25 protein-coding genes are annotated in these 22,599 nt (G+C 67.8%); 11 read left to right on the forward strand and 14 right to left on the reverse strand.

The genetic code is table 11. From position 1 onward, the window contains the following. Nucleotides 1–100 precede the first annotated feature (100 nt). Together QRO95_RS17260 and QRO95_RS17265 are read right to left on the reverse strand one after the other, a co-directional pair. Nucleotides 101–673 (reverse strand): thioredoxin family protein, encoded by a 573-nt coding sequence (locus QRO95_RS17260; protein ID WP_107432203.1) that lies wholly within the window; start codon nucleotides 671–673, stop codon nucleotides 101–103. Continuing rightward, on the reverse strand, nucleotides 670–1,944 hold the full coding sequence (locus QRO95_RS17265) for a YihY family inner membrane protein (protein ID WP_285303085.1): 1,275 nt from the start codon (nucleotides 1,942–1,944) through the stop codon (nucleotides 670–672). The genes QRO95_RS17260 and QRO95_RS17265 overlap by 4 nt, the downstream gene beginning before the upstream one ends. Nucleotides 1,945–2,021: 77 nt before the next feature. Between QRO95_RS17265 and wrbA the strand changes: the two genes are divergently transcribed. The 3 genes from wrbA to QRO95_RS17280 all read left to right on the forward strand — a co-directional run bounded on the left by wrbA (nucleotide 2,022) and on the right by QRO95_RS17280 (nucleotide 3,512). Further along, complete coding sequence (wrbA, locus tag QRO95_RS17270; protein ID WP_012510135.1) at nucleotides 2,022–2,615, forward strand: NAD(P)H:quinone oxidoreductase; 594 nt, start codon at nucleotides 2,022–2,024, stop codon at nucleotides 2,613–2,615. Continuing rightward, the gene (locus QRO95_RS17275; protein WP_049422884.1) at nucleotides 2,612–2,947 is read left to right on the forward strand and encodes a DUF2069 domain-containing protein; all 336 of its coding nucleotides are present in this window, start codon (nucleotides 2,612–2,614) and stop codon (nucleotides 2,945–2,947) included. The genes wrbA and QRO95_RS17275 overlap by 4 nt, the downstream gene beginning before the upstream one ends. A 79-nt stretch (nucleotides 2,948–3,026) precedes the next feature. Continuing rightward, complete coding sequence (locus QRO95_RS17280) at nucleotides 3,027–3,512, forward strand: asparaginase domain-containing protein (RefSeq protein WP_032130424.1); 486 nt, start codon at nucleotides 3,027–3,029, stop codon at nucleotides 3,510–3,512. 120 nt (nucleotides 3,513–3,632) lie between these two features. Here the strand turns inward: QRO95_RS17280 and QRO95_RS17285 are convergent, their stop codons facing one another. From QRO95_RS17285 to sufT, 6 genes are all read right to left on the reverse strand, one after another. Further along, on the reverse strand, nucleotides 3,633–5,372 hold the full coding sequence (locus QRO95_RS17285; RefSeq protein ID WP_285303086.1) for a S8 family peptidase: 1,740 nt from the start codon (nucleotides 5,370–5,372) through the stop codon (nucleotides 3,633–3,635). Nucleotides 5,373–5,750: 378 nt separating this feature from the next. Then, nucleotides 5,751–6,773: a M23 family metallopeptidase gene (locus QRO95_RS17290; RefSeq protein ID WP_285303087.1), complete on the reverse strand. Its 1,023-nt coding sequence runs from the start codon at nucleotides 6,771–6,773 to the stop codon at nucleotides 5,751–5,753. A gap of 1 nt (nucleotide 6,774) precedes the next feature. Further along, nucleotides 6,775–7,110: a transcriptional regulator gene (locus QRO95_RS17295; protein ID WP_012510131.1), complete on the reverse strand. Its 336-nt coding sequence runs from the start codon at nucleotides 7,108–7,110 to the stop codon at nucleotides 6,775–6,777. Next, on the reverse strand, nucleotides 7,107–7,763 hold the full coding sequence (locus QRO95_RS17300; RefSeq protein WP_285303088.1) for a hypothetical protein: 657 nt from the start codon (nucleotides 7,761–7,763) through the stop codon (nucleotides 7,107–7,109). Before QRO95_RS17300 ends, QRO95_RS17295 begins: the two co-directional genes overlap by 4 nt. A 174-nt stretch (nucleotides 7,764–7,937) precedes the next feature. Then, on the reverse strand, nucleotides 7,938–9,032 hold the full coding sequence (locus tag QRO95_RS17305) for a branched-chain amino acid aminotransferase (RefSeq protein WP_049463521.1): 1,095 nt from the start codon (nucleotides 9,030–9,032) through the stop codon (nucleotides 7,938–7,940). A 59-nt stretch (nucleotides 9,033–9,091) separates the two neighbouring features. Then, nucleotides 9,092–9,643 (reverse strand): putative Fe-S cluster assembly protein SufT, encoded by a 552-nt coding sequence (sufT, locus tag QRO95_RS17310; RefSeq protein WP_005415385.1) that lies wholly within the window; start codon nucleotides 9,641–9,643, stop codon nucleotides 9,092–9,094. Nucleotides 9,644–9,765: 122 nt separating this feature from the next. Between sufT and QRO95_RS17315 the strand changes: the two genes are divergently transcribed. Further along, nucleotides 9,766–10,185: a hypothetical protein gene (locus tag QRO95_RS17315; protein WP_100437932.1), complete on the forward strand. Its 420-nt coding sequence runs from the start codon at nucleotides 9,766–9,768 to the stop codon at nucleotides 10,183–10,185. A gap of 238 nt (nucleotides 10,186–10,423) precedes the next feature. Here QRO95_RS17315 and QRO95_RS17320 read toward each other — a convergent pair whose 3' ends face one another. Further along, a complete protein-coding gene (locus QRO95_RS17320; protein ID WP_285303089.1) occupies nucleotides 10,424–11,887 on the reverse strand; it encodes an NAD(P)(+) transhydrogenase (Re/Si-specific) subunit beta in 1,464 nt (487 codons plus the stop codon). Next, on the reverse strand, nucleotides 11,884–12,204 hold the full coding sequence (locus tag QRO95_RS17325; protein ID WP_005408173.1) for an NAD(P) transhydrogenase subunit alpha: 321 nt from the start codon (nucleotides 12,202–12,204) through the stop codon (nucleotides 11,884–11,886). Before QRO95_RS17325 ends, QRO95_RS17320 begins: the two co-directional genes overlap by 4 nt. A gap of 98 nt (nucleotides 12,205–12,302) precedes the next feature. On the opposite strand from QRO95_RS17325, the gene QRO95_RS17330 reads away from it, so the two are divergent. From QRO95_RS17330 to QRO95_RS17340, 3 genes are read left to right on the forward strand one after another with little or no spacing between them, the layout of a single operon-like run. Beyond that, nucleotides 12,303–12,887, forward strand: coding sequence for an RNA polymerase sigma factor (locus QRO95_RS17330; RefSeq protein WP_080356593.1), 585 nt, complete (start codon nucleotides 12,303–12,305; stop codon nucleotides 12,885–12,887). After that, nucleotides 12,884–13,210 (forward strand): hypothetical protein, encoded by a 327-nt coding sequence (locus QRO95_RS17335; RefSeq protein ID WP_032130086.1) that lies wholly within the window; start codon nucleotides 12,884–12,886, stop codon nucleotides 13,208–13,210. The genes QRO95_RS17330 and QRO95_RS17335 overlap by 4 nt, the downstream gene beginning before the upstream one ends. 3 nt (nucleotides 13,211–13,213) lie before the next feature. Then, a complete protein-coding gene (locus QRO95_RS17340; RefSeq protein ID WP_285303090.1) occupies nucleotides 13,214–13,675 on the forward strand; it encodes a DUF3106 domain-containing protein in 462 nt (153 codons plus the stop codon). Nucleotides 13,676–13,736: 61 nt separating this feature from the next. Here QRO95_RS17340 and QRO95_RS17345 read toward each other — a convergent pair whose 3' ends face one another. Continuing rightward, complete coding sequence (locus tag QRO95_RS17345; protein WP_285303091.1) at nucleotides 13,737–14,816, reverse strand: NAD(P) transhydrogenase subunit alpha; 1,080 nt, start codon at nucleotides 14,814–14,816, stop codon at nucleotides 13,737–13,739. A gap of 52 nt (nucleotides 14,817–14,868) precedes the next feature. Continuing rightward, the gene (locus QRO95_RS17350) at nucleotides 14,869–17,190 is read right to left on the reverse strand and encodes a DUF1631 domain-containing protein (RefSeq protein ID WP_049422876.1); all 2,322 of its coding nucleotides are present in this window, start codon (nucleotides 17,188–17,190) and stop codon (nucleotides 14,869–14,871) included. A gap of 331 nt (nucleotides 17,191–17,521) precedes the next feature. Between QRO95_RS17350 and QRO95_RS17355 the strand changes: the two genes are divergently transcribed. Genes QRO95_RS17355 through QRO95_RS17370 form a run of 4 tightly spaced genes read left to right on the forward strand, consistent with a single transcriptional unit; the run spans nucleotide 17,522 to nucleotide 20,391 of the window. Beyond that, nucleotides 17,522–18,103: a nitroreductase gene (locus QRO95_RS17355; protein WP_049399990.1), complete on the forward strand. Its 582-nt coding sequence runs from the start codon at nucleotides 17,522–17,524 to the stop codon at nucleotides 18,101–18,103. Beyond that, entirely contained in the window at nucleotides 18,100–19,050 is a 951-nt protein-coding gene (locus tag QRO95_RS17360) for a 5'-3' exonuclease H3TH domain-containing protein (protein WP_032130090.1), read from the forward strand. Before QRO95_RS17355 ends, QRO95_RS17360 begins: the two co-directional genes overlap by 4 nt. Next, entirely contained in the window at nucleotides 19,047–19,601 is a 555-nt protein-coding gene (locus QRO95_RS17365) for an NUDIX hydrolase (protein ID WP_010481791.1), read from the forward strand. The genes QRO95_RS17360 and QRO95_RS17365 overlap by 4 nt, the downstream gene beginning before the upstream one ends. After that, entirely contained in the window at nucleotides 19,594–20,391 is a 798-nt protein-coding gene (locus tag QRO95_RS17370) for an N-formylglutamate amidohydrolase (RefSeq protein WP_285303092.1), read from the forward strand. Before QRO95_RS17365 ends, QRO95_RS17370 begins: the two co-directional genes overlap by 8 nt. A 71-nt stretch (nucleotides 20,392–20,462) precedes the next feature. Here the strand turns inward: QRO95_RS17370 and QRO95_RS17375 are convergent, their stop codons facing one another. Both QRO95_RS17375 and QRO95_RS17380 read right to left on the reverse strand, forming a co-directional pair. After that, complete coding sequence (locus tag QRO95_RS17375; RefSeq protein ID WP_285303093.1) at nucleotides 20,463–21,134, reverse strand: hypothetical protein; 672 nt, start codon at nucleotides 21,132–21,134, stop codon at nucleotides 20,463–20,465. Beyond that, the gene (locus QRO95_RS17380) at nucleotides 21,131–22,549 is read right to left on the reverse strand and encodes an MFS transporter (protein WP_285303094.1); all 1,419 of its coding nucleotides are present in this window, start codon (nucleotides 22,547–22,549) and stop codon (nucleotides 21,131–21,133) included. The genes QRO95_RS17375 and QRO95_RS17380 overlap by 4 nt, the downstream gene beginning before the upstream one ends. Nucleotides 22,550–22,599 lie beyond the last annotated feature (50 nt).

A 22,599-nucleotide genomic window follows, 5' to 3' on the forward strand; every position in this document is an offset into this window, starting at 1 on the left:
CCCGCCATCCCTCAGGAGACCCGCCTTTGCTTCGGCTGTTGCCGTTGCTGTTGCTCTGGCCTCCACGGGTGCAGGGCCGCAGGCCCTGCCGACCAACCCACTACTTTGCGCTGGCGATCTGCTTTTCGATGTCGGCGGCCGTCACCGGGCCAAGGAAGGTGTGCGCCAGCTTGCCCTGCGGATCCAGCAGATGCGTCAACGGCAGGCCTCGCGGCGTGGCGAAGTCCGCCGGCGGATCGAACGGGTCCACGATCACGATCGGATAGGTCACCGGGTGCTTGGTCAGGAACGACTGCATCTCCGGCACCTCGATATCCTCATAGGCCAGGCCAACCACCTCGATGTTGCTGCGCATCGCATGCAGCGCCGACAGCTCCGGCATCTCCTTGCGGCACGGGGCACACCAGGTCGCCCAGAAATTCACGATCACCCACTTGCCGCGGTGCGCGGCCAGGTCGTAGTCGCTGCCATCCACCGCCTTCATCCTCAGCGTCGGGAACTCGGCAGTGGTCCGCTCGGCCGGGGTCTCTTCGACCGGTGCCGGTGTGGTCGGCGTCGGTGCCTGTGCTGGCGGCTGGCTGCTGGCGGGGGTCGGCTCCTGGGCCGGTTTGCAGGCCGACAGCGCCAGCAGCAGGGCCAGCGGAAGCAGCAGCAACGGGGTCTTGCGGGTCATGGCATGTCTCCGGAATCGGTGTAGATATCGCTGACCTTGCGCTTGAGGCGTTCGCGCAGGGGCAGCCGCAGATCGTCCAGTGCCGCCAGCGCAGCACGGCCCAGTGTGTCGTCGCGGTATGGCAGATGCTGCTCGGCTACCGGAATGCGCAACTGGGTGCATTCGTACAGATCAGACAGGCTGACCTGGTCCAGGTCGCGCGAGAGCAGCCATTCGCCACGTTCATCGCGGCGCAGCAGGCCGATCTCCTGCAGGTTGCAGGCCAGGTCCTGCAGCAGCGAATCGGTCAGCATCGGCTCCAGCCGCAGGATTTCATCATCGGCCAGGCCCTTGCCCTTGGCTCGGGCATGGTGGAAGCGGCCGAGCAGGCGCAGCAGGCCATAGAACTCGTAGCCCTGCGGCAGGCGCAGTTCCACCGGCTGGTAGCGGAAGGCGGCCATCGACGAGGACAGCGACGCGCCCAGCAGCACCGCCACCCAGCACAGGTAGATCCACAGCAGCAGGATCGGCACGAAGGCGACCGTGCCGTAGAGCTTCTGGTAGGACTGGAAGCTGCCCAGGTAGGCGCCGATGCCCCATTTCACCAGTTCCAGGATGACCGCCGCGAGAATCGCGCCGGGCACCGCGTGCCGCCATTTCACGGTGTGGTGCGGCACCACCCGGAACATCAGCGTTATACAGACGAACTCGATCAGGATCGGCGCCAGCCGCAGCGCGAACTCGGCCAGCCAGCGGCCCTCCTGGGTGCCGAACAGTGGCATCGCGAACACCCGCGCCGACACCGCCAGCGAAGCGGCAGCGAGCATTGCGCCCAGGGTCAGCACGGTCCAGTAGACCAGGAAGCGGGTCAGCTTGGGCCGGGTCGAGCCGACCCGCCAGATCTGGTTGAAGGTCTCTTCAACGCTGTTGAGGGTGATCAGCAACGAGACCACCAGTGCGATGAAGCCGGCAGCCGTGAGCTGCCCGGCACTGGCCGAGAACTGCCGCAGGTAGCCTTCGGCCGCACGCGCGGCGTTGGGCACGAAGTTGGAGAAGACGTAATCGCTGAGCTGGTCGCTCCAGCGGTCGAAGACAGGGAAGGCCGAGAGCACGCCGAACACCACGATGGCCAGCGGCACCAGCGCGAACACAGTGGTGTACGCGAGCGCCGCCGCCGCCTGGAACAGGCGGTCGTCGAGGAAGCGATGCCACAGGAAGCGGCCGAAACTGATGGCCCGTGCGCGATCCCGCGCGCGCTCCATCCACAGGTTGAGCGTATCCAAAGGTTCCATCGGCGAAAGGGTACCCGATGCGGAATGCTCGCAGGATAGCCATACTGGTGGCCACACGACGAGGAGAAGCGGGCACGATGGGCGAGATTCTGGTGCTGTACTACAGCCGGGGCGGTTCAGTGGCACGGCTGGCGCGCCAGATCGCGCGGGGCATCGGCGAAGTGCCGGGCATGACCGCGCGCCTGCGCACAGTGCCGCCGGTGGCCGCCGTGACCCAGACCGCACAGCCGCCGGTCCCCGACGATGGTGCCCCCTACGTGAGCGTGCAGGACCTGGTCGAATGCCAGGGCCTGCTGCTCGGCAGCCCGACCCGCTTCGGCAACATGGCGGCGCCGGTCAAGCACTTCCTGGACGGGCTGGGCGCCGAATGGGTCAACGGCACCCTCTCCGGCAAGCCGGCCGGCGTATTCACCTCCACCGCCTCGATGCATGGCGGCCAGGAATCGACCCTGCTGTCGATGCAGGTGCCGTTGCTGCACCATGGCTGCGTGATCGTCGGCATCCCGTTCACCGAACCGGCGCTGAGTCACACCACCAGTGGCGGCACGCCGTATGGCGCCAGCCACGTCGCCGGCGCCGCCGACGACCCGCAGCCGACCGACGATGAAGCCGTGCTGGCGCGCGCGCTGGGCCGCCGGGTGGCCGACATCGCGCAGCGGTTGGCCCGATGAGCGCCGCGCCGCGCACGGCCCTGCTGCTGGCCCTGATGGGGCTGGCCGCGCTGTTCGCCGGCTGGTTCATCAATGACAAGCACTGGCTGGCCACCCAGCTGGTGTTCACCGCGCCGCCGCTGGCGTTGGCCGTTGCCCTGCGACTGGGCTGGCGCAAGGCCGGTTTCTGGGCCTCGGTGCTGGCCCTGGGCTGGTTCAGCCACGGGGTGATGAGTGCCTGGAGCCACCCGGAAACACGCTGGCTGGCGCTGATCGAGATCGCGCTGGCCCTGCTGGTGATCTTCAGCGCCAGCCTCCCCGGGCTGCGCGCCCGCTTCGGCAAGCGACGCTGACGCTGCGCCCGCCGGGCCGTATCATCTGTGTTCCTGGCCCCGCGCCGCTGTACCTGTCCTGGTTTCGCGCATGCACATGATGGAAGAGCTCCTGGTCGTCACCACCGGTGGCACGATCGACAAGATCTACTTCGACGACAAGTCGGACTACCAGATCGGCGACCCCCAGATCGGCATGATCCTGCGCGAGCTGGGCGTGACGTTCCGCTTCAACGTGATTCCGATCCTGCGCAAGGATTCGCTGCACATCAACGATGAGGACCGCGAACTGATCCGCGCCACCATCGCCGCGCAGCCGACCCGCCACGTGCTGGTGACCCACGGCACCGATTCGATGGTGCAGACCGGCCAGGTGCTGGCGACGATCCCGGACAAGACCATCGTGATGACCGGCGCGCTGAGCCCGGCGCGTTTCCGCGGCTCGGATGCGGAGTTCAACATCGGCTGCGCGATCGGTGCGGTGCAGTCGCTGCCGAGCGGCGTGTACATCGCGATGAACGGGCGGATTTTCGACCCGCAGCACGTGCGCAAGAACGTGGCCGCGAACCGCTTCGAATCGGTCTGAGGAACAGCGTGCCGACCAAGGTCGGCACCTACCACGACGCGGCGGCTCGTATCACCGCGCGTCCCCATGCAAAAACGCCCCGGCCGGAGCCGGGGCGTGCCCATGGAGAGGGGCTTGGGCTCAGTACTGGGCGTTGAGAGTCAGGCCCGAGAAGGTGCTGTAGGCCTTCACCCGCACATACCACGTGCCGGCAGCCGGACTGTTGATGGTGCAGGTCTCGCTGTTGCCGCTCAGGTACGGGCGGCAGGTGTAGGCGGTATCGGTCGGGGCACTGCCCTGGCGCACGTACAGGTCGGCATCACCGCTGCCGCCACTGATCGCCACGCGCAGCTGGGTGCTGCCGGCCGGAACGTTCACGGTGTAACTCAGCGAAGCGCCGCTGGCAGCGCCGAGGCCGGTGACCGGGACGTTGTTCTGCAGCACGTTGCCACCCGGGTTCGGGCCGCCACCGTTGATCGCCGCAGCCACGGCAGCGTCGGCGTCGATGATGCCGGCGCCGCAGCCGCCCGAGCAGGCGCCCGGCAGCGGACGTGCAGTGCTCTTGCTGATGCCCCCCACCTGCGCCGGGCTCAGCGGGCTCGGGGCTACGGACTGCATCAGCGCGACCACGCCGGCCACGTGCGGTGCCGCCATCGAGGTGCCGTTGTACGAAGCGTAGCTGGCACTGCCCGGGGTGGTGGTGCCGCTGTTGAGGGTGGACAGGATGCCCTGGCCCGGTGCCGAGATGTCGATTCCGTTGCCATAGTTGGAGAAGCTGGCACGCGCACCGGCCGAGGTGGTGGCCGCCACTGCGATCACGTTCGGGCAGTTGGCCGGCACCGACGAGGACACGTTGGTGTTGCTGTTGCCGGCGGCGACCACCACGGTGGTGCCACGCCCGACAGCGCCATTGATCGCGTTCTGGTAGGTGGTCGAGCAGCTGCCGCCGCCGCCCAGCGAGAGGTTGATGACCTCGGCCGGATTGGCATTGGCCGGCACGCCGCTGACGCTGCCGCCGGACGCCCACACGATCGCGTCGGCAATGTCGGAGGTGTAACCGCCGCACTTGCCGAGCACGCGCACCGGCACGACCTTGGCGTTGAACGCAGTACCTGCCACGCCGGTGCTGTTGTTGGTCACCGCCGCTACCGTGCCGGCCACGTGGGTACCGTGCCAGCTGGAGTTCGAACCCGGGTAGCCCGCCTGGCACTCGTTGTCGCCGTACCAGTCGCCCTCATCGTTCGGGTTGTTGTCGCGGCCGTTGCCGTCGCGCGCCATCGCCGCATCACTGATGAAGTCGTAGCCCGGCAGGATGTTGGCATTGAGGTCGGCGTGGTTGGTGATGCCGGTGTCGATCACCGCCACGACCACACCGGTGCCGGTGGCCTTGTCCCAGGCCGGCCGGATGTTGATGCCGGCATTGGAGGTGCCGAAGCCCCATTGCTCGCTGAAGCGGGTGTCGTTCGGGGTCAGGGTGGCACGCATGATCTGGTCGACTTCAACGTATTCCACGTTCGGGTCGGCGGCCAGCTTGCGCATCAGCTGCTCGGATTCGGCCTGGTCGAGCGGACGATCGGTCTTGACCAGGGTCGGGCCGACGGCCAGCTTGCGGACCTGCTGCAGGCCCAGCGCGCGGCCCTGGCTGCTGGCCAGGCCGGCGGCGGCACTCTTCAGCGAAGAGGCCAGTGCGGTGGTGTTGGCCACCGGCGCGCTGCCGTCGCGGTACTTCACGATGAAACGCTGGTGGGTCTGTGCGGACTGCAGGCCGCTGAGCTGGACATCACCGGCCAGCGCAGGCGTGGCCAGCAGCAGCGATGACAGAACGGACGCACCAAGGACCACCCACACTCGACGCACACGCGGTTGCGTTACCTGGGACATCGTATTTCCCTTTCTTGTGGTGTGAATGCCGGAATCGGCAGAAGCACCGGCCCGAACCCTGGGCTGGCTTGCGTTGGCGAGGTTCGAAGTCCGGCGAGCCAGCGGATCCCCCTAACGATCCGCCGTGCAGATGACGCTAATGACCAAAACCGGACACCACAAGATTTTCAGCGTCTTTTCAGCAAGATGAAATGTTCGTTCTGAGACTTTTCGGGTCGAGGGTTTGTGAAGGTGAAGGAACTTTCTCCTGCCCTGCACGCACCTGACTGGGTCATCACGTGTCCTGCGATGACTTTGCCGACATCGGCGTCCACTGCTGACACCAACGACGGCGCAGCGTGCCCGCGGCGTGCCTGCCCATCGCGTCGGACGCGCTGACTACTTTGCCTGCGGGAGGCGCGCCGGCCGGATCCGCTGACCTTTGACCGGCTCGCCGCGTGCAACCGGCTGGTCATCGGCCACATAACCGGAGAACTGTGCCGGGAGCGCTTCGCCGACACCGAACACAGGCCCGGCCTGCAGCTGGTAGTGCAGGTGCGGCTCGGAGGAGTTGCCGCTGTTGCCACAGTCACCGAGGTGCGCGCCGCTGCGGACAGCCTGTCCCTGCGCCACACGCACACTGCCCTGGCGCAGGTGCGCCAGCACCGAGTATTCCTCGTTGCCGTGGTCGAGGATGACGCGGTTGCCGGTGAGCTGGGCGGCATTCATCTGGCCCGGCACGTTGTCGGCGACACCCTCGATCACCTCCACCACCGTGCCGTCGGCGGGCGCGAGGATCGGGCGACCGAAGCAGTAGTAATCATCGTTGCGCAGGCCATCGCCACGGTGCGACCGGCCATCGCGGACCACCAGCAGATCCAGCGCGAAGCGCTGGCCGGCATGGGCCGCATGGTAGTTCTGTTCGACACTGCGCCCGCCCCAGAACACGAAGTACTCATCGTCGAACGGCAGTTGCAGCCGTGTGCGGGTCTGGTAGTCGAGGAACCCGCTCGCTGCGGCCTGCGGCGGCGTGGTCTGTAGCGGGCGGATGTAGAAGCCGCCAATCCGCCCGTCGGCATCGATGGCCCACAGCACCTGGATCAGGTCCGGGCTCCTGGCGAAGCGCGCCTGCCGCAGATAGGTGTCGAATCCATCAACCTTCTCGACCTTCTCACTGACCAGCTCGGTTTCTGCGCCCCAGCCCGCCAGCACCTGCTTGCGCAGCGCCACCAGGTTCTGCGGGGACTGCAGCCCCGCCTGCATCTGCGGCGTCATCCGTTCCCACAGTGCGTCGATGTGCCCTTCGTAGAACTGCGTGGTCAGCGCAGCTCCCTGTTGGCGCGGATCTGCAGCCGCAGCCGCGCCGATGAGGGCAGAGAAGGAAACAACCAGAACTGCAAACAGGCGCGGGAGCAATGTCATGTCAGGCGTCCTTTCGATCCGGATCGGGAATGCCGGCAACGATCGCCGCCAGCTGCGTGCGGTACTCGGCCAGGGCAGTGCGGCCCATCGGCGTCAACTGCAGGGTGGTCAGCGGGCGCTTGCCGCGGAACGACTTGTCGATGGCGACCAGTCCAGCAGCCTCCAGCTTGCTCAGATGGCTGGACAGGTTGCCCTTGCTCAACCCGCTGAGATGTTCGACAAAACCGAACTCGGCCGATTCGGCACCTGCCAGGATCGACAGGATCAGCAGGCGTGCCGGCTCGTGGATCAAGCGGTCGAGCTGGAGCAGCGCTCTGGAGTCAGGCAGCTGGGTCATTCGGCGTTCGTCCGCGCCGCCATGAACGCGCGCATCTCTACCTGCAGCCGCTGGAAGCGCTGGTGGTCACGCCAGCCGACCACGATCAGTGCGATAGATGCCAGCGGGAACACCGCCGTGCTCGGGCCGAAGCCATACGTCTGCCCGGTGAAGGCCAGCGCGGCCTGGCACAACAGGAACACGCCCACGATGAACTCCAGCGGTGTACGCAGCCAGCGCCACACCACCCAGGGCAGCAGCGCTACCACGGCCAGGTAACCGATGGCGCGCAGGTCCCAGGGCAGCTCGCCCATCGGCGCCAGCCGGGTCAGCACGCTGCCGATCACCAGCACGCTTACCAGCGCGGTGAAGGCAATGAAGAAGCGCTGGAAATTGCGCTCGACCGGCGTGACCTGCTCCTCGACCTGGCCCAGCCGCTGGTAGTAACGGCGTGCCAGCCATTGCTTGCCGACGATCCACAGCACCGGCACGGCAATCAGCACGATGCGCAGCGCCAGGGTGGTCGGCAGCAGCGCGCCGGCAAGGAACGAGGCCAGGCAGGCAATGCCGCCTGCCATCGCCGACAGGCCCCCGGCACTTCGCGAGTACCGCGAATATTCACGGGTCAGCGCCTGCAGGCGCGAGGAAGGATCAATGACGGACGGCTGCTGCATGACACGCTCCATCGGGGTCGCTTGAATTTAGTTTGCAGTGCAAACCTATTTGCGTCAAGCGCCCGTCTGCTGCGGTCGCCGGGCGGGCCCACAACGCAGAAAGCCCGTCACTGGGACGGGCTTTCAAGAAGAACCGCCGGGCATGGCCCGGCGCTACCGGTTCAACGCGGGCGATCAGCCCAGCTTGACCAGCCAGTTGTGGCGGTCCGGCAGGCGGCCGTACTGGATGTCGGTCAGTTCCTTGCGCAGCGACATGGTCACTTCGCCGGCCGGTGCGTTGATGTCGCCCACCGAGAAGCCCTCGCCCTTCAGCTGGCCGATCGGGGTGACCACCGCCGCGGTGCCGCAGGCGAACACTTCGGTGATCTCGCCGGAGGCAACGCCGTCCTTCCACTCGTCGATGCTGACCTTGCGCTCTTCGACCTTCATGCCGCGGTCGCGGGCCAGCTGCAGGATGCTCTCGCGGGTGATGCCTTCGAGGATGCTGCCCGACAGCTGCGGGGTAACCAGCGTGCCGTCCTTGTAGACCAGGAACACGTTCATGCCACCCAGTTCTTCCAGGTACTTGCCTTCGACCGGGTCGAGGAACAGCACCTGCGAGCAGCCCTGTGCCTGTGCCTTCTGCTGCGGCAGCAGCGAAGCCGCGTAGTTGCCACCGCACTTGGCGGCACCGGTGCCGCCCTTGGCTGCACGTGCGTATTCGGTCGACAGCCAGATCGACACCGGGGCGACGCCCTTGGCGAAGTACGGGCCGGCCGGGCTGGCGATCACGTAGTAGCCGGCCTTGTGCGCGCCGCGCACGCCGAGGAAAGCTTCGTCGCCGATCATGAACGGACGGAAGTACAGGCTCGACTCATCGGCCGACGGCACCCAGGCGCTGTCGACGGCGATCAGCTGCTTCAGCGATTCGACGAAGATCTCCACCGGCAGTTCCGGCAGCGCCAGGCGCTGCGCCGAACGCTGCAGGCGACGGCCGTTGGCATCCGGGCGGAAGGTCCAGATCGAACCGTCGGCATGGCGGTAGGCCTTGATGCCCTCGAAGATTTCCTGGCCGTAGTGCAGCACGGCCGCGGCCGGGTCCAGCTGCAGCGGGCCATAGGCGCGCACGTTGGCGTTGTGCCAGCCGGTGTCCTTGTCCCAGCGCACTTCCACCATGTGGTCGGTGAAGTGCAGGCCGAAACCCGGCTTCTCCAGGATCTGGGCGCGCTCTTCAGCGCTGCGCGGGTGGTCCGAACGGGTGACGGCGAAGCTGGGAATGGACTGGGACACCGGAGATTTCCTGTTCTGGTTGCGGGTAATGCCCGGCCCGCGTCACTGCGGGCCGTGGGTCAAAGCATGCCGGTCTCGAGCCGGGCCGCCTCGGACATCATGTGCTGGTTCCACGGCGGGTCGAACACCAGGTCGACGTCGGCCTCGGCCACCGTCGGAATCATTTCGAGCTTGCTGCGCACGTCGTCGACCAGGATCTCGCCCATGCCGCAGCCCGGTGCGGTCAGGGTCATCTTCACGTCGATCTCGCGCTTGCCTTCGTCCAGGTGCTTGATCTCGACCTCGTAAACCAGGCCCAGTTCGACGATGTTCACCGGAATTTCCGGATCAAAGCAGGTGCGCAGCTGCTGCCACACCAGCTGTTCCACCTGTTCATCGGTGGCGTCAGCCGGCAGCTCGAGCGGTGCCGGTGCCTCCTTGCCGATGGCGTCGCCGTCCTTGCCGGCGATGCGGAACAGGTTGCCCTCGACGAACACCGAATAACTGCCGCCCAGCGCCTGGGTGATGTACCCATAGCTGCCGGCGGGCAGGGTCACGGTGTCGCCCTGCGGGACCATCACGGCCTCGCAATCGCGTTCGAAGTGGACAGGTTCGCTGCTACGGGAATACATGGGGACCGATATGGGGCCGTGGCCAAGGCCACGCAAGACGGCATTCTAGCCCAGCCGCCCTGCCGCCGCCGGTGCACTGCGGCAAACCACAGTATCCTGTGGGTGATCTTCAGGGAGCTTCGATGTCCTCCAATGCCGCGCGTGCCAGGACCGTGACCTGGCTCTGGCCCATCATGCTGTTGCTGGGTCTGCTTGTTGCTCCCCTCGCCTGGATGATGCTGGCGCTGATGACCGGCCGGCAGGTCGGCTGGATGGCGGTACTGACCGCCCTGGAACTGGTGTTCATGCTGCGCATGGGCACGCTGGGCCCGGGCCGGCTGCGCATCGCCCTGGTCGTGCTGGGCACCGTGCTGGTGGCGGCCGTGGCCAACTGGGCCATCGCCAGCGCGTGGATGGGCGGCTCGATCGGGCTGGACCTGTGGGACGCCACCCTGCGGATGGGCCCGCACCTGGCCTGGACCCTGATCACCCTCGCCAATGGCGCGATGGAATGGCTTTGGCTGGCCCTGGGCGTGGCCGTGGGCGCCTGGCTGGCGCGCTGACCCACCGGCAGGTAGTGCCGGCCGCTGGCCGGCAGAAGCATGCGGACCAAGGTCCGCACCTACCCGATGCAACCACCACGCGTGGATTCGGTAGTGCCGGCCGCTGGCCGGCAGAAGCATGCGGACCAGGGTCCGCACCTACCAGGCGCAGCCGCCATGCGTGGATGGGGGTAGTGCCGGCCGCTGGCCGGCAAATGCGTGCGGACCAAGGTCCGCACCTACCCGATGCAGCCGCCGCTCAATGCCCGCCGTCGAGCGCCTTCAGTTCGCTCACCAGCGAGGCCGCCGCTTCCGCACCATCGCCGTACAGCATGCGGGTGTTGTCGGCGTAGAACAGCGCATTCTCGATGCCGGCAAAACCGGTGCCCTTGCCGCGCTTGATCACCACCGCGTTGCGCGCGTTGACCACATCCAGCACCGGCATGCCGTAGATCGGGCTGGCCGGGTCGGTACGTGCCACCGGATTGACCACGTCGTTGGCACCGATCACCAGCACCACATCGGTGTTGGCAAATTCCGGGTTGATGTCGTCCATGTCGGCGATCAGGTCGTAGGGCACACCCGCTTCGGCCAGCAGCACGTTCATGTGCCCAGGCATGCGCCCAGCCACCGGGTGGATCGCGAACTTCACCTTCACCCCGCGCTGGCCCAACCGCTGCGCCAGCTCCCAGATCTTGTGCTGGGCCTGCGCCACCGCCATGCCATAACCGGGCACGATCACCACGCGTTCGGCGTAGGCCATCATCGCCGCGACGTCCGACGCTTCAATCGGCTTCTGCGCGCCAGTGATCGCCTGCGCTTCGCCGCCGACGCCGCCGCCGCCGAAGTTGGAGAACAACACGTTGCGGATCGGCCGGTTCATCGCCTTGGCCATCAGCCGGGTCAGCAGGATGCCCGCCGCGCCGACCATCATGCCGGCGATGATCAGCGCCTCGTTGCCCAGCACATAGCCTTCGAACGACACCGCCAGGCCGGTGAACGCGTTGTACAGCGAGATCACCACCGGCATGTCGGCGCCACCGATCGGCAGCGTCATCAGCACGCCCAGTGCCAGTGCCAGCACGAAGAACGCGACGATCGCCCAGGTGTTGAGCGTGCTGGCCGCGATGATCGCCAGCACCACCACCGCCAGTGCCACCAGCAGGTTCATCACCTGCTGGCCCGGCCAGGTCACCCGCTTGTCCAGGCGGCCATCGAGCTTGGCCCAGGCAATCACCGAGCCGGACAGCGACACCGCACCGATGGCCGCGCCGACCACCGCCAGCAGCAACACCATGCCCGAGGGTTGGCGGGCAGCGAGGTCGGCCAGCGCCTGTGCGCTCCAGTGGCTGGTATCACGGTTGGCGAGGAAGGCGTAGCGCAGCAGTTCCACTGCACCGATGGCCGCGGCCGAGCCGCCGCCCATGCCGTTGTACAGCGCCACCATCTGCGGCATGTCGGTGATGGCAACCTTGCCGGCCGACCACCAGGCCAGGCCCGCGCCAAGCAGCAGCGCCACCAGGATCAGCGGCACGTTATGCAGTTCGGGCAGGAAGAAAGTCGCCACCGTGGCCAGCAGCATGCCCAGCCCGGCCCAGCGGATGCCGCTGCGCGCGGTCAGCGGCGAGGCCATGCGCTGCAGGCCCAGCAGGAACAGCGTGGCGGCGACGAGGTAGCTGGCCTTGACCAGCCAATCGAGCAGTTCGACGGTGCTGATGTTCAAGCCTGCGGCTCCTTCGGCTCGTCCTTGCCGCCCTTGGGCGCGCTCGGCTTGAACATTTCCAGCATGCGCGCGGTGACCACGTAGCCACCGGCGGCGTTGCCAGCACCAAGCACCACGGCGAGGAAGCCCAGGGCTTTCTCCAGCGGTGTCTGCGCGTGCCCCAGCACCACCATTGCACCGATCAGCACGATGCCGTGGATGAAGTTGGAGCCCGACATCAGCGGGGTATGCAGGATCACCGGCACCCGCGAAATGATCACGTGGCCGGCGATGGCTGCCAGCATGAAGATGTACAGCGCTACGAACCCGTCACTCACCGGCAACGCTCCTGCTCTGTCTTCGTCGTCCCATCATAACCATGGGCTGAACCCGGTGCGCGCCCGGCGTCAACCGAAGCCGCGCTCACGCGTTGTCGATGGTGACCCCGAGCGAGGAACCGTACCCTGTGCTGGTGAGCAGCCCCGTCCCCCCGAGCGCCGAGACCGATGCCCTGCCGGCGTCGCTGGAGGCGTTCCTGGCCAGTGTTGGCCCGCGCGCGTTCCGCTTCGCCGAGGCCGGCCTGCGCCAGCGCGAAGACGCCATGGACGCGGTGCAGGACGCGCTGCTGCGCATGCTGGACTACGCCGACAAGCCGGCTGCCGAATGGGCCCCGCTGTTCTGGAGCATCCTGCGCCGGCGCGTGATCGACGTGCAGCGCCGGCGCCGCTTCCGACTGCCGTTCTGGCGCGACAACCAGGACGCCGACGGCGGCGAGATCGACTGGGCCGACCCCGGCCCGGACCCGGCACAGGCGCACGAACAGCGCCAGCAGTACCAACAGCTGGTGGACGCGTTGCGCCGCCTGCCCGCCCGCCAGCGCGAGGCCTTCACCCTGCGCGTGCTGCAGGACCTGGACGGGGCCACCACCGCCCGCGCCATGGGCTGCAGCGAAGGCGCGGTAAAAACCCATCTGGCACGCGCCCGCCAGGCGCTGCAGGATTATCTGGAGACCCATCCGTGAACCGCTCCCTGCCTTCCGATGACACCCTGCGCAGCCTGCACGCGCAGTCGCTGCACGCGCTGTCGCCGGCAACGCTGGCCCGGCTGCGCCAGGCTCGCCACGGCGCCACGGCCGCCCATCGCGGGCGCTGGCGCTGGTGGCTGGCCAGTGCCTGTTCACTGGTGGTAGCACTGGGTATCGGCCTGCAGTTCACCGGCCACGGCACCCTGACGGGCCCTGCGCCGGCACCTGTGCTTGCCTCGGCGGAAGACAACAGCGCGCTCTACGACGAAAATCCCGATCTGTACCTGTGGCTGGGCGATACCGACCTGGCGATGGAGTGAATCATGTCCCGACTGCACACCCTGCCCCTGCTGATGACCCTGTTGCTGCTGCCGGCCTTCCCGGCACTGGCGCAGAGCGCCGCGCCCGCCCCTGCCGCACGCCCTGCGCCGGCCGCACCGCTGCCGGCGTGGGAACACCTGAGCGAAGCGCAGCGCGAATCCCTGCTGGCGCCGCTGCGCGACCGCTGGAACAGCGCCGATGCCGGCCAGCGCCAGCGCATGCTTTCGCATGGCCAGCGCTGGCAATCGATGAGCCCGGAGGAGCGCGACAAGGCCCGCCGTGGCCTGCGCCGCTTCGAGCACATGAACCCGGAACAGCGTGAGCAGGCCCGGGCCCTGTTCGGTCAGATGCGGAACATGCCGGCGAAACAGCGCGACGCCCTGCGCGAGCGCTGGTCGCAGATGACGCCGGAACAACGCAAGGACTGGGTGCGCGACAACCCGCCGCCGGCGAAGCCGCGGTAACGCCCCGGCGAACGGGGTCAGATCCCTTTGCCTTCGGCAAAGGGATCTGACCCCATGTCACTCACGCCTGCCAGCGTGTCTTCGCAAGCAACTCGTCGTCCCAGTCGAAACCCAGCTGGCCCTCGCGCACGAACAAGGCGACGAAGTTGAGCAGGTTGCGCGCGTACATCTCGCTGGCCTGGGTCGCGCCGCGGCTGGCCAGGCCAAGCGGGCCATCGATGGTCACGCCCTGATGTTCGATGCACTGCCCCGGCTGGGTCAGTGCGCAGTTGCCGCCGCTCTCTGCCGCCAGATCGACAATGACGCTGCCGGTGGCCATGCCTTCCACCATCGCGGCAGTCACGATCGTCGGCGCCGGTCGCCCCGGTACCGCTGCCGTGCAGATCACCACATCCACGCTGCGCAGGTGGTCGGCCAGCCGGCGCTGCTGCTCGGCGCGTTCCTCATCGGTCAACGCACGCGCATAGCCGCCTTCACCGGCTGCACTCACACCAAGATCAAGGAAGCGCGCGCCCAGCGACTGGATCTGCTCGCGGGTTTCCGGGCGCACGTCGAAACCTTCCACCTGTGCACCGAGACGACGTGCGGTAGCGATGGCCTGCAGACCGGCCACACCGGCACCGATCACCAGCACCTTGGCCGGGCGCACGGTACCGGCGGCGGTGGTCAGCATCGGGAAGAAACGCGGCGCACGCTCGGCCGCGATCAGTGCCGCCTTGTAACCGGCCATGCCGGCCTGCGAGCTGAGTACATCCATCGCCTGCGCGCGGGTGGTGCGCGGCAGCTGCTGCAGTGGGAACAGGTGCAGGCGGTCGCCAGCGGCCAATGCCGCAAGCGCCGGATCACTGGCCGGGGTCAGCAGGCCGACCACGCTGGCAGTGGGCTTGAGCTGCTCCAGCACCGCCACCGGCGGTGCCTGCACGCACAGCAGGATATCGATCTCGGCCCAGCGACCTACATCGAACACACGTGCACCGGCGTCGTCATAGGCAGCATCGGTAAATCCCGCCGCCAGACCGGCGCCGGCCTCATACCAGACAGTGATGCCCAAGGCACCGAGCTTGCGCGCGGTTTCCGGCGTCAACGCCACGCGCCGTTCGCCCGGCGCGGTCTCCTTGATCCCCAGCAACGCCACGGCCATGCAGGTCCCCGCTGATCGGTGAGTTTTCCCGATCCTAGCAGGCGGCCACGGCTCAGTGCAGTGTTGCGCTGCCCGGGTCCAGCCGATCGATCACACCCTGCATCGCGCTGTCGAAGGCGCCATCGTCGACGTGGGCGCGCAGGCGGCCCAGCCGCACCATCACCGCCAGTTCTTCCGGCGAGGCCACGCAGAAGCGCACGCCGCGGCGGTTGACGAACAGCAGGCGCGAGGAAATCGGGCTGACCCAGGACAGCTTGCCGGCCTGCACCTTGCCGTCCTTGTCGACGAAGTCCAGCCAGTTGCCGATTTCCATGCGTCGGAAGCGGTCGGCGTCGGCGTTGTCGAAATCGTCGGCGTCGATCTGCCCGCCGAGCTCCACCGCTGGCGACTCAGCCACCGGCGGCGCCGGCAAGGCAACCTGCGGCAGCTCCGGCAGCGCGCGCTGCAGTTCCGGTCGCGATTCCGCAATGCCCTGCAGGGTGTCGTGCAGGGCGTCGATGGCACCGGTGGCGGCATCGCCGTGCACGCCGACACTGGCAAATACCTTGGCCAGCACCGGCTGCCAGGCCTGCAGCCACGGCTTGCCGACGATCTGGCGGCGGGCCTCGGCCACTTCCTCCAGCAGGCCGTCAGCCAGGCTCAGTGCCTCGGCCACCGACGCGCCCTCCTCGCCCTCGCGCAGCAGCGCCAGGGTCAGGTGGTGCTGCCATGGCTGGCGCAGGAACTCAGCGATGGCCGGCGGCAGGGTGGCATCGCCGATGCGGCGATCCAGTTCGGCACCCGCCCGGCTGCGGGCCATTTCCAGCTTCTCCTGGCCGCGCTGCGTTTCGGCGGCGCGGCGCTCGGCGATTTCCACACGGCGGCGGTGCTGCACGAGGAACTCGCGGAATTCTTCTTCCAGGGTCAGGAAGATCGCCAGGTTCTCGTTGAACTCAGCCACCAGGCGCTCGATGATTTCCTCGACCTTGGCCATCAGCATGCGCTCGGCCTGGCTTTCGCCGGTATTCCCCTCGCAGGCTTCGGCCAGCGAGTTGAGCAGCTTGCGGGCCGGGTGGGTCTTCTGCACGAACATGCGGCGGTCGAGCATCGCCACCTTGACGAAGGGCACCACCAGGCGGCCGATCAGCTCGCGCGAACGGCCCTCCAGCTCGCGTTCGTCCAGCATCACGTCGAACAGCATGCCGACCAGATCGATCGCATCTTCGTCCTGCGGGTCCAGCCGGGTCTGGCCAGGATCGACGCCGAGACGGGTGGCGCTGGACAGCACTTCACTCTTCAGCCGCTGCGCCAGTGATTCGCCATCCTCGCCGATGGCCGCACGCAGGGTGGCACTGGGCGTGGCCTGCAGCAGCGACAGCACCGACATCATCTCGCGCTGGCTCAACGGGCGGTGCTGGCCAACCGCGACCTGCGCTGCCGAGGTGGCGTCTTCGCGGACATGACGGGTCTGCTGCAGCAGCTCATGCAGGGCCTCCAGCAGCATTCCCTGCTGGCCGGCATACGCCTCGCCGTTGCCGGCATCCTCGCTCCCGAGGTGCTGCTGCATGTGGCCACGGCGCTCGGACCAGCGCGCAGCGAAGCGCTGTGCCCAGGCCGGCGCGGCCTGTTCATCATCGCTGAATTCGGATTCGAAGCCCGCCGCGTGGCGCGGCTCGACCAGATCGTCCGACCCGGGCGCCATGCGCGGGTCGGGCGCGGCCGACAATGGACGCCGCGGCGCCCCCATCTGCGACATCACGCCAGCGGCGGCCAGCTGCTCGTCCAGCTTCTCGTAGATGCGGCCCACCGGCGCGCGCAGGTCGCGCTCACACAGCTTTATCAGCACCAGGTGCACTTCCGGCGCCAGTTCGCAGCCGGCAAAGGCCTCATGGATGGCCACGCCCAGATGTTCGGGGCTGACCGGGTTGTGATCGGCATCCAGCTCGGCGCCGCCGATCAGGCGGCCGAGGCGGCGGTCCAGCCGCGCCAGCACCGGCTTGAAGTCACGCAGCAGCACGGTGGCGAAATTGCGCACCGCCAGCCGCGATTCCAGTACATGTTCAGCCAGCAGGCTCAGGCCATCCTCGGCCGGCCCGGACAGGGTGGCTTCGGCCGACAACGGCTCGCCACTGGCCAGTGCATCCCAGGCCCGCTGCAGGTGGCCGGCGAAGGCGGCGGCGATGTCCTCACGGCGACGGCGCAGCTCGCGCATCGCATCCAGGAACAGCAGCTGCGACGAGCCAGCATTGCCGGCGCGGTCGAACAGTGCATCGTCGAAACGCGCCAGTGCGGCCCCGAACGCCTGGCACAGCGCCGGCAGGACCATGTCCCGGGCACGCTGAAGCTGGACCGGGTCACGGCCCGGCGATCCCATCGGTGTGGGCGCGCTCATCATTCGGGAAGGCTCCCCACCTTCTCTGGTACGACAGACAGCATGGACATCGCGACGGCCGGCACACCCCATGTGCCGGTACGTCGATGGTAGGCCGGCCAGCCCGTCACGGACAGTGAAACAGTCCTCACTTCAAACCTCATGACCGGCGGCCCGGCAAGATAGATATCGTAAGCCGTGCGAGGCCCACGAGGCGAGAGGAAGCGGTCGTCCCTTTCCCGCCAGTGGCATGATGTTCATCACAGTTTGATATTCAGGGGCGGGACGCGACACAGACGGCGTCATTGACCACCCCGACTATAATCAAACACCCGTGATGACCGGTTCAGACTCCATGCCCGACCCCGCTGCCCTGCTTGCCCTGGATGCCCGCCGCTCGGTGCCCTCGCGGCAACTGGGCGAGCCCGGACCGGATCCAGCCACCCTGCAGCGCATGCTGGCCTCGGCCGTGCGCGTGCCCGACCACGGCAAGCGCGTACCGTTCCGCTTCCTGAAGATCGCCGGCGATGCACGTCACACTCTGGGCGACTTCCTGGCCGAGCGCAGCCGCCAGCGCGACCCGCATGCGGGCGAGGCAGTATTCGAGAAGGACCGCCAGCGTTTCAGCCATGCGCCGCTGGTGATCGTGGTGGTGGCCAGCCCGCGGCCAGACCCGAAGGTGCCCGAACAGGAACAGCTGATGACCGCCGGCTGCGTCTGCTTCGCCCTGCTGCAGGCCGCGCAGGCGCTGGGCTTCGGCGCGCAGTGGCTGACCGCCTGGATGGCCTTCGATCCGGCGGTACAGGCCCACCTGGGCCTGGTCGAAGGCGAACGCATCGCCGGCTTCATCCACATCGGTACACCCAAGGCCGATGTACCTGAGCGCGAGCGCCCCGATCCGGCGGCCCTGCTGCGCGACTGGACGCCACCGGCATGAGCCTGCCGGCACCACCGCCATCGCTGTATCTGGTCGACGCCAGCATCTACGTGTTCCGCGCCTGGCACTCGCTGCCGGACCAGTTCCAGGACGCGCAGGGCTGGCCGACCAACGCCGTGCACGGCTTCGCCCGCTTCCTGCTCGATCTGCTCGAACGCGAGCGCCCGCGGCACATCGCCATCGCCTTCGACGAAGCACTCGACAGCGGCTTCCGCCACCGGCTGTATCCGGCCTACAAGGCCAATCGGGACCCGGCGCCGGAAGCGCTCAAGCGCCAGTTCGTACACTGCAAGGCGCTGTGCGCGGCGTTGGGCCTTGCGGTGCTTGCCCACCACGAATACGAAGCCGATGACCTGATCGGCAGCGCCCTGCACGTGCACCGTGGCAGCCACCGCGGGGTGATCATCTCCGCCGACAAGGACCTGTCGCAGCTGCTGCTGGATCACGACGAGCAGTGGGACTACGCACGCAACCAGCGTTGGGACGTAGCCGGAGTGAAGGCGCGGCACGGCGTGCACGCGCACCAGATCGCCGATTACCTGGCACTGTGCGGCGATGCGGTGGACAACATTCCCGGTGTCAGTGGTGTCGGCAGCAAGTCCGCCGCCGTGCTGCTGGCCCACTTCGGCAGCATGGATGCGCTGTACGAACGCCTGGACGAAGTGCCGTTCCTGCGCCTGCGCGGCGCGGCACAGATGGCGGTGCGCCTGCGCGAGCAGCGCGAGCACGCCCAGCTCTGGCGCCAGCTGACCACCATCGCGCTGGACGCGCCGCTGGAAGGCAGCCAGCCCGGGCTGCTGCGCCAGGCAGCCGATCCGGAGCTGCTCGGTGGCCTGTGCCAGACCCTGCGCTTCGGCCCGATGACCCGCCGCCGGCTGTTCGATGCCGCCGGTGTGGCCGACCCCGTTCCCACTCCATCCTTTTCCAATTCCGGCGAGCCCGCATGAGCCAGCGCAACACCGAAGCCCCGCGTGTCGTCTATGAAGGCAAGTACCAGCGCATGCTGGTGCGCGGCACCTGGGAATACAGCGAACGTACCCACGCCGGTGGCCTGGCCGCGATCATCATCGCCGTCACCCCGGAGGACAAGGTGCTGTTCGTCGAGCAGTTCCGCGTGCCGCTGCAGGCACCCACCATCGAGATGCCGGCCGGCCTGGTCGGCGACATCCACGCCGGCGAATCGATTGAAGTCTCGGCCGTGCGCGAACTGGAAGAAGAAACCGGCTGGACCGCCGATCACGCCGAAGTGCTGATGATCGGCCCGACGTCGTCCGGCGCCAGCAGCGAGAAGATCGCCTTCGTACGCGCTACCGGCCTGCGCCGGATCGGCGAAGGTGGCGGTGATGACAGCGAGGACATCACCGTGCACGAGATTCCACGCAGTGAGGCCGCGGCCTGGCTGGTGCAGAAGATGGGCGAAGGCTACGAGCTGGACGCCAAGCTCTGGGCTGGCCTGTGGATGATCGAGCACCACCTGGACGGGCGCCCGCGTGGCTGACGCCGACCTGCATGCGCTGTCGGCGCTGCTCGGCGCCGATGATCCGGCAATCTACGCGATCCACCGGGCGCAGGGCGCGTCGCCGTACCTGCTGCTGGCCGACCACGCCGGCCAGCAGGTACCGCGTGCCCTCGCCGGCCTGGGCTTGCCGCAGGTCGAACTGGATCGCCACATCGGCTGGGACATCGGCATTGCCGGCACCACCCGCGCACTGGCCGAACGGCTGGATGCCTGGGCGATCGAACAGACCTATTCGCGGCTGCTGATCGACTGCAACCGCCCACTGGCCTCGCCGACGCTGATTCCGGAGGTGAGCGACCACACCGTGGTCCCGGGCAATGCCGGTCTGTCGGCGGCGCAGCGGCAACAGCGCATTGATGCGATCCATGCGCCGTACCACGCACGCATCGACGCCGAACTGGACGCACGCCGCGATGCCGGTCGCCCCACCCTGCTGGTGATGATGCACAGCTTCACCCCGGCGATGAACGGCATGCAGCGGCCGTGGCATGCCGGCGTGCTGTACCACCAGGACACGCGCTTTGCGCATGCACTGCTGCAGGCACTGCGCGACGAAGGCGACCTGGTGGTGGGTGACAACGAACCCTATTCGGTCAGCAGCACCAGCGACTACGCGGTGCCGGTGCATGGCGAGGGCCGCGGTCTGGTGCACGTGGAACTGGAGATCCGCCAGGACCTGATCGCCGATGCCGCCGGGCAGCAGGCATGGGCGGAGCGGCTGGCGCGGATCTTCAGCGCGTTGCAGCCGCAGTTGCTGGCCCTGGCATGATCCCATCCACGCATGGCGTGGATCTACTCGCGATACCCCAGTAGATCCACGCCATGCGTGGATGGTGTTGTTCAACGCAATACGGGCGCGTCCATCCACGGGAACGGCTTGAACCCGTGCACCTGCACGGTCGCACCGATCGCTTCGAGATCATCCTTGATCGCCTGCGCGCGGCGACGATCCAGCGCCTCACCCAGCACCAGCGGCAACGCACGGCAGCGCGCCAACGCCTCGCCCACCGGAATCTCCAGCAGGCGCGCCACGCGCTGCGCTGCGGCTTTGATCTGCCCCTCCGAGCACGCCTTCAGCGTCAGATCGAAGGAAGCGAAGATGCCTGCGCCCACCCCTGCCTCGCGCGCCTCCACTTGTTCCTCAGCACCCGCTTCGCCCAGAGCCTCGTCGATACCCTCGACCTGCTGGAACGCGTCGTACTCGGCGTAGTACGCCAGTGCCTGCGCGTAGTCCTGCAGCGACGACAGCGGGCGTTGCCGCTTCTGCACATCCAGCACGTCGGCAAACGTGGCCGGCTCCAGATACGGGAACAGCCCCATCGCTGCCGAAGCGGCCGATCGCTCGCCGTCGTCATCCAGCGCTTCATCACTGGATGACGGCAACCACAACCGCGCAGCCAGCAGGTCCTCGTTGCTGGCCATCACCCAGCCGAAGGCGTTCCACACCTCATCGTCATCGTTGCAGGCAGCGAAGGCATGCAGGGTCTGTTGCAGATCCAGCAGTTCGATCATGCGTCGGTGCTCAGGCAGGCAGTCGCTGCCGAGTCTACCGGCGCCGGGCGCAGGCCCAGCGCGATCACCACGCCGAGCGCGGCGAACAGCGCGGCGCCGTACTGTGCATTGACCATGCCCTGCAACGCATCAGGGCTGGTTGCCGCCTGCGTGCCGCGCGCGGCGTTGGCGACCATCACCAGTACCGCCAATCCCAAGGCGCCGCCGATCTGCTGGGCGGTGGCCGCCATGCCGGACGCGACGCCTTGCTGCGGACCCGGCACGCCCTGCCCGGCCACGATCCACATCGCCGTCCAGCTCATGCCCTGGCCGACGCTGAGCACCACGATGCCCGGCAACAGCGGCCAGTAGCTGGCGCCATGCGGCATCGCCAACGCAACCGCGGCGATGCCGACGGCACCTGCGGCGAAGCCCCAGGCCAGCACCTGCCGTGGCGAACGGCGCCGCAGCATGCGTTCGGCAATCCGGATGCCGAAGGTGCACACCAATGTCGGCAGCAGGAAGGCCATACCGGCCTGCAGCGGGCTCCAGCCATAGCCATCCTGGAAGTAGAGCGCCAGGAAGTAGTACTGCACGCCATAGCTGCTCATGAAAGCGAAGGTCAGACCCAGCGCGGCGCGGAGGCCGGGCAGGCGCAACAGCGAAAACTGCATCAGCGGGTCACGGCTGCGCTTTTCGATCTGTACGAACACCGTCAACAGTACGGCTGAAAGCAGCAGGCAGATGAGCGTAGCCGGCGCCGTCCAGCCCCACTCCGGCCCTTGCACGAGGGTGGTGACCAGCAGGCTGCCGCCAGCGGTGACAGTGAGACAACCGGCCAGATCGAAGGAACGGCCCTGCACGCGTGGACCATCGGCCGGCAGCCATGTACCGGCCGCGACCGCGCACGCCGTGGCCAGCGGCACGATCACCGCCAGCACCGCCGGCCAGCCGAACGCCTGGGTCAGCACGCCGCCGAGCAGCGTGCCCAGCGCCAGGCCCACCGCGCTGGCCATGCTCCAGATCGCCAGCGCACGATTGCGTACCGGGCCTTCGGCGTACAGCGTGTTGGTCAGCGCCAGCGTGGCCGGGAACAGCAGCGCCGCCCCGACGCCTTGTGCGGCGCGCGCGATGATCAACAGCGTGGCGTTCGGCGCCAGCGCGCCGAGCAGCGAGGCCAGCGCGAACAGCAGCATGCCCAGCCGGTAGAAGCGGCGGCGGCCGATCAGGTCGGCGGCGCGCCCGCCGAGCAGCAGGCTGCCGCCGAAGGCCACGGTGTAGGCACTGACCACCCATTGCAGCTGCTGCGCGTTGATCTGCAGCGCGCGGCCCATGTCATGCAGGGCAACGAAGATGATGGTGGCATCCAGGGCGATGATCAGCTGGGCGGTGGCCAGCAGGGTCAGCGCCCAGCGCGGGTATTTGAGGGGAGGCATCGGCGGTCTGGCGCGGTGGGGGAGCGCAGTCTCATTGATGCAGCCCAATC

Source organism: Stenotrophomonas maltophilia group sp. Smal13 (assembly GCF_030236855.1).
Classification (GTDB): Bacteria; Pseudomonadota; Gammaproteobacteria; order Xanthomonadales; family Xanthomonadaceae; genus Stenotrophomonas; species Stenotrophomonas maltophilia_A.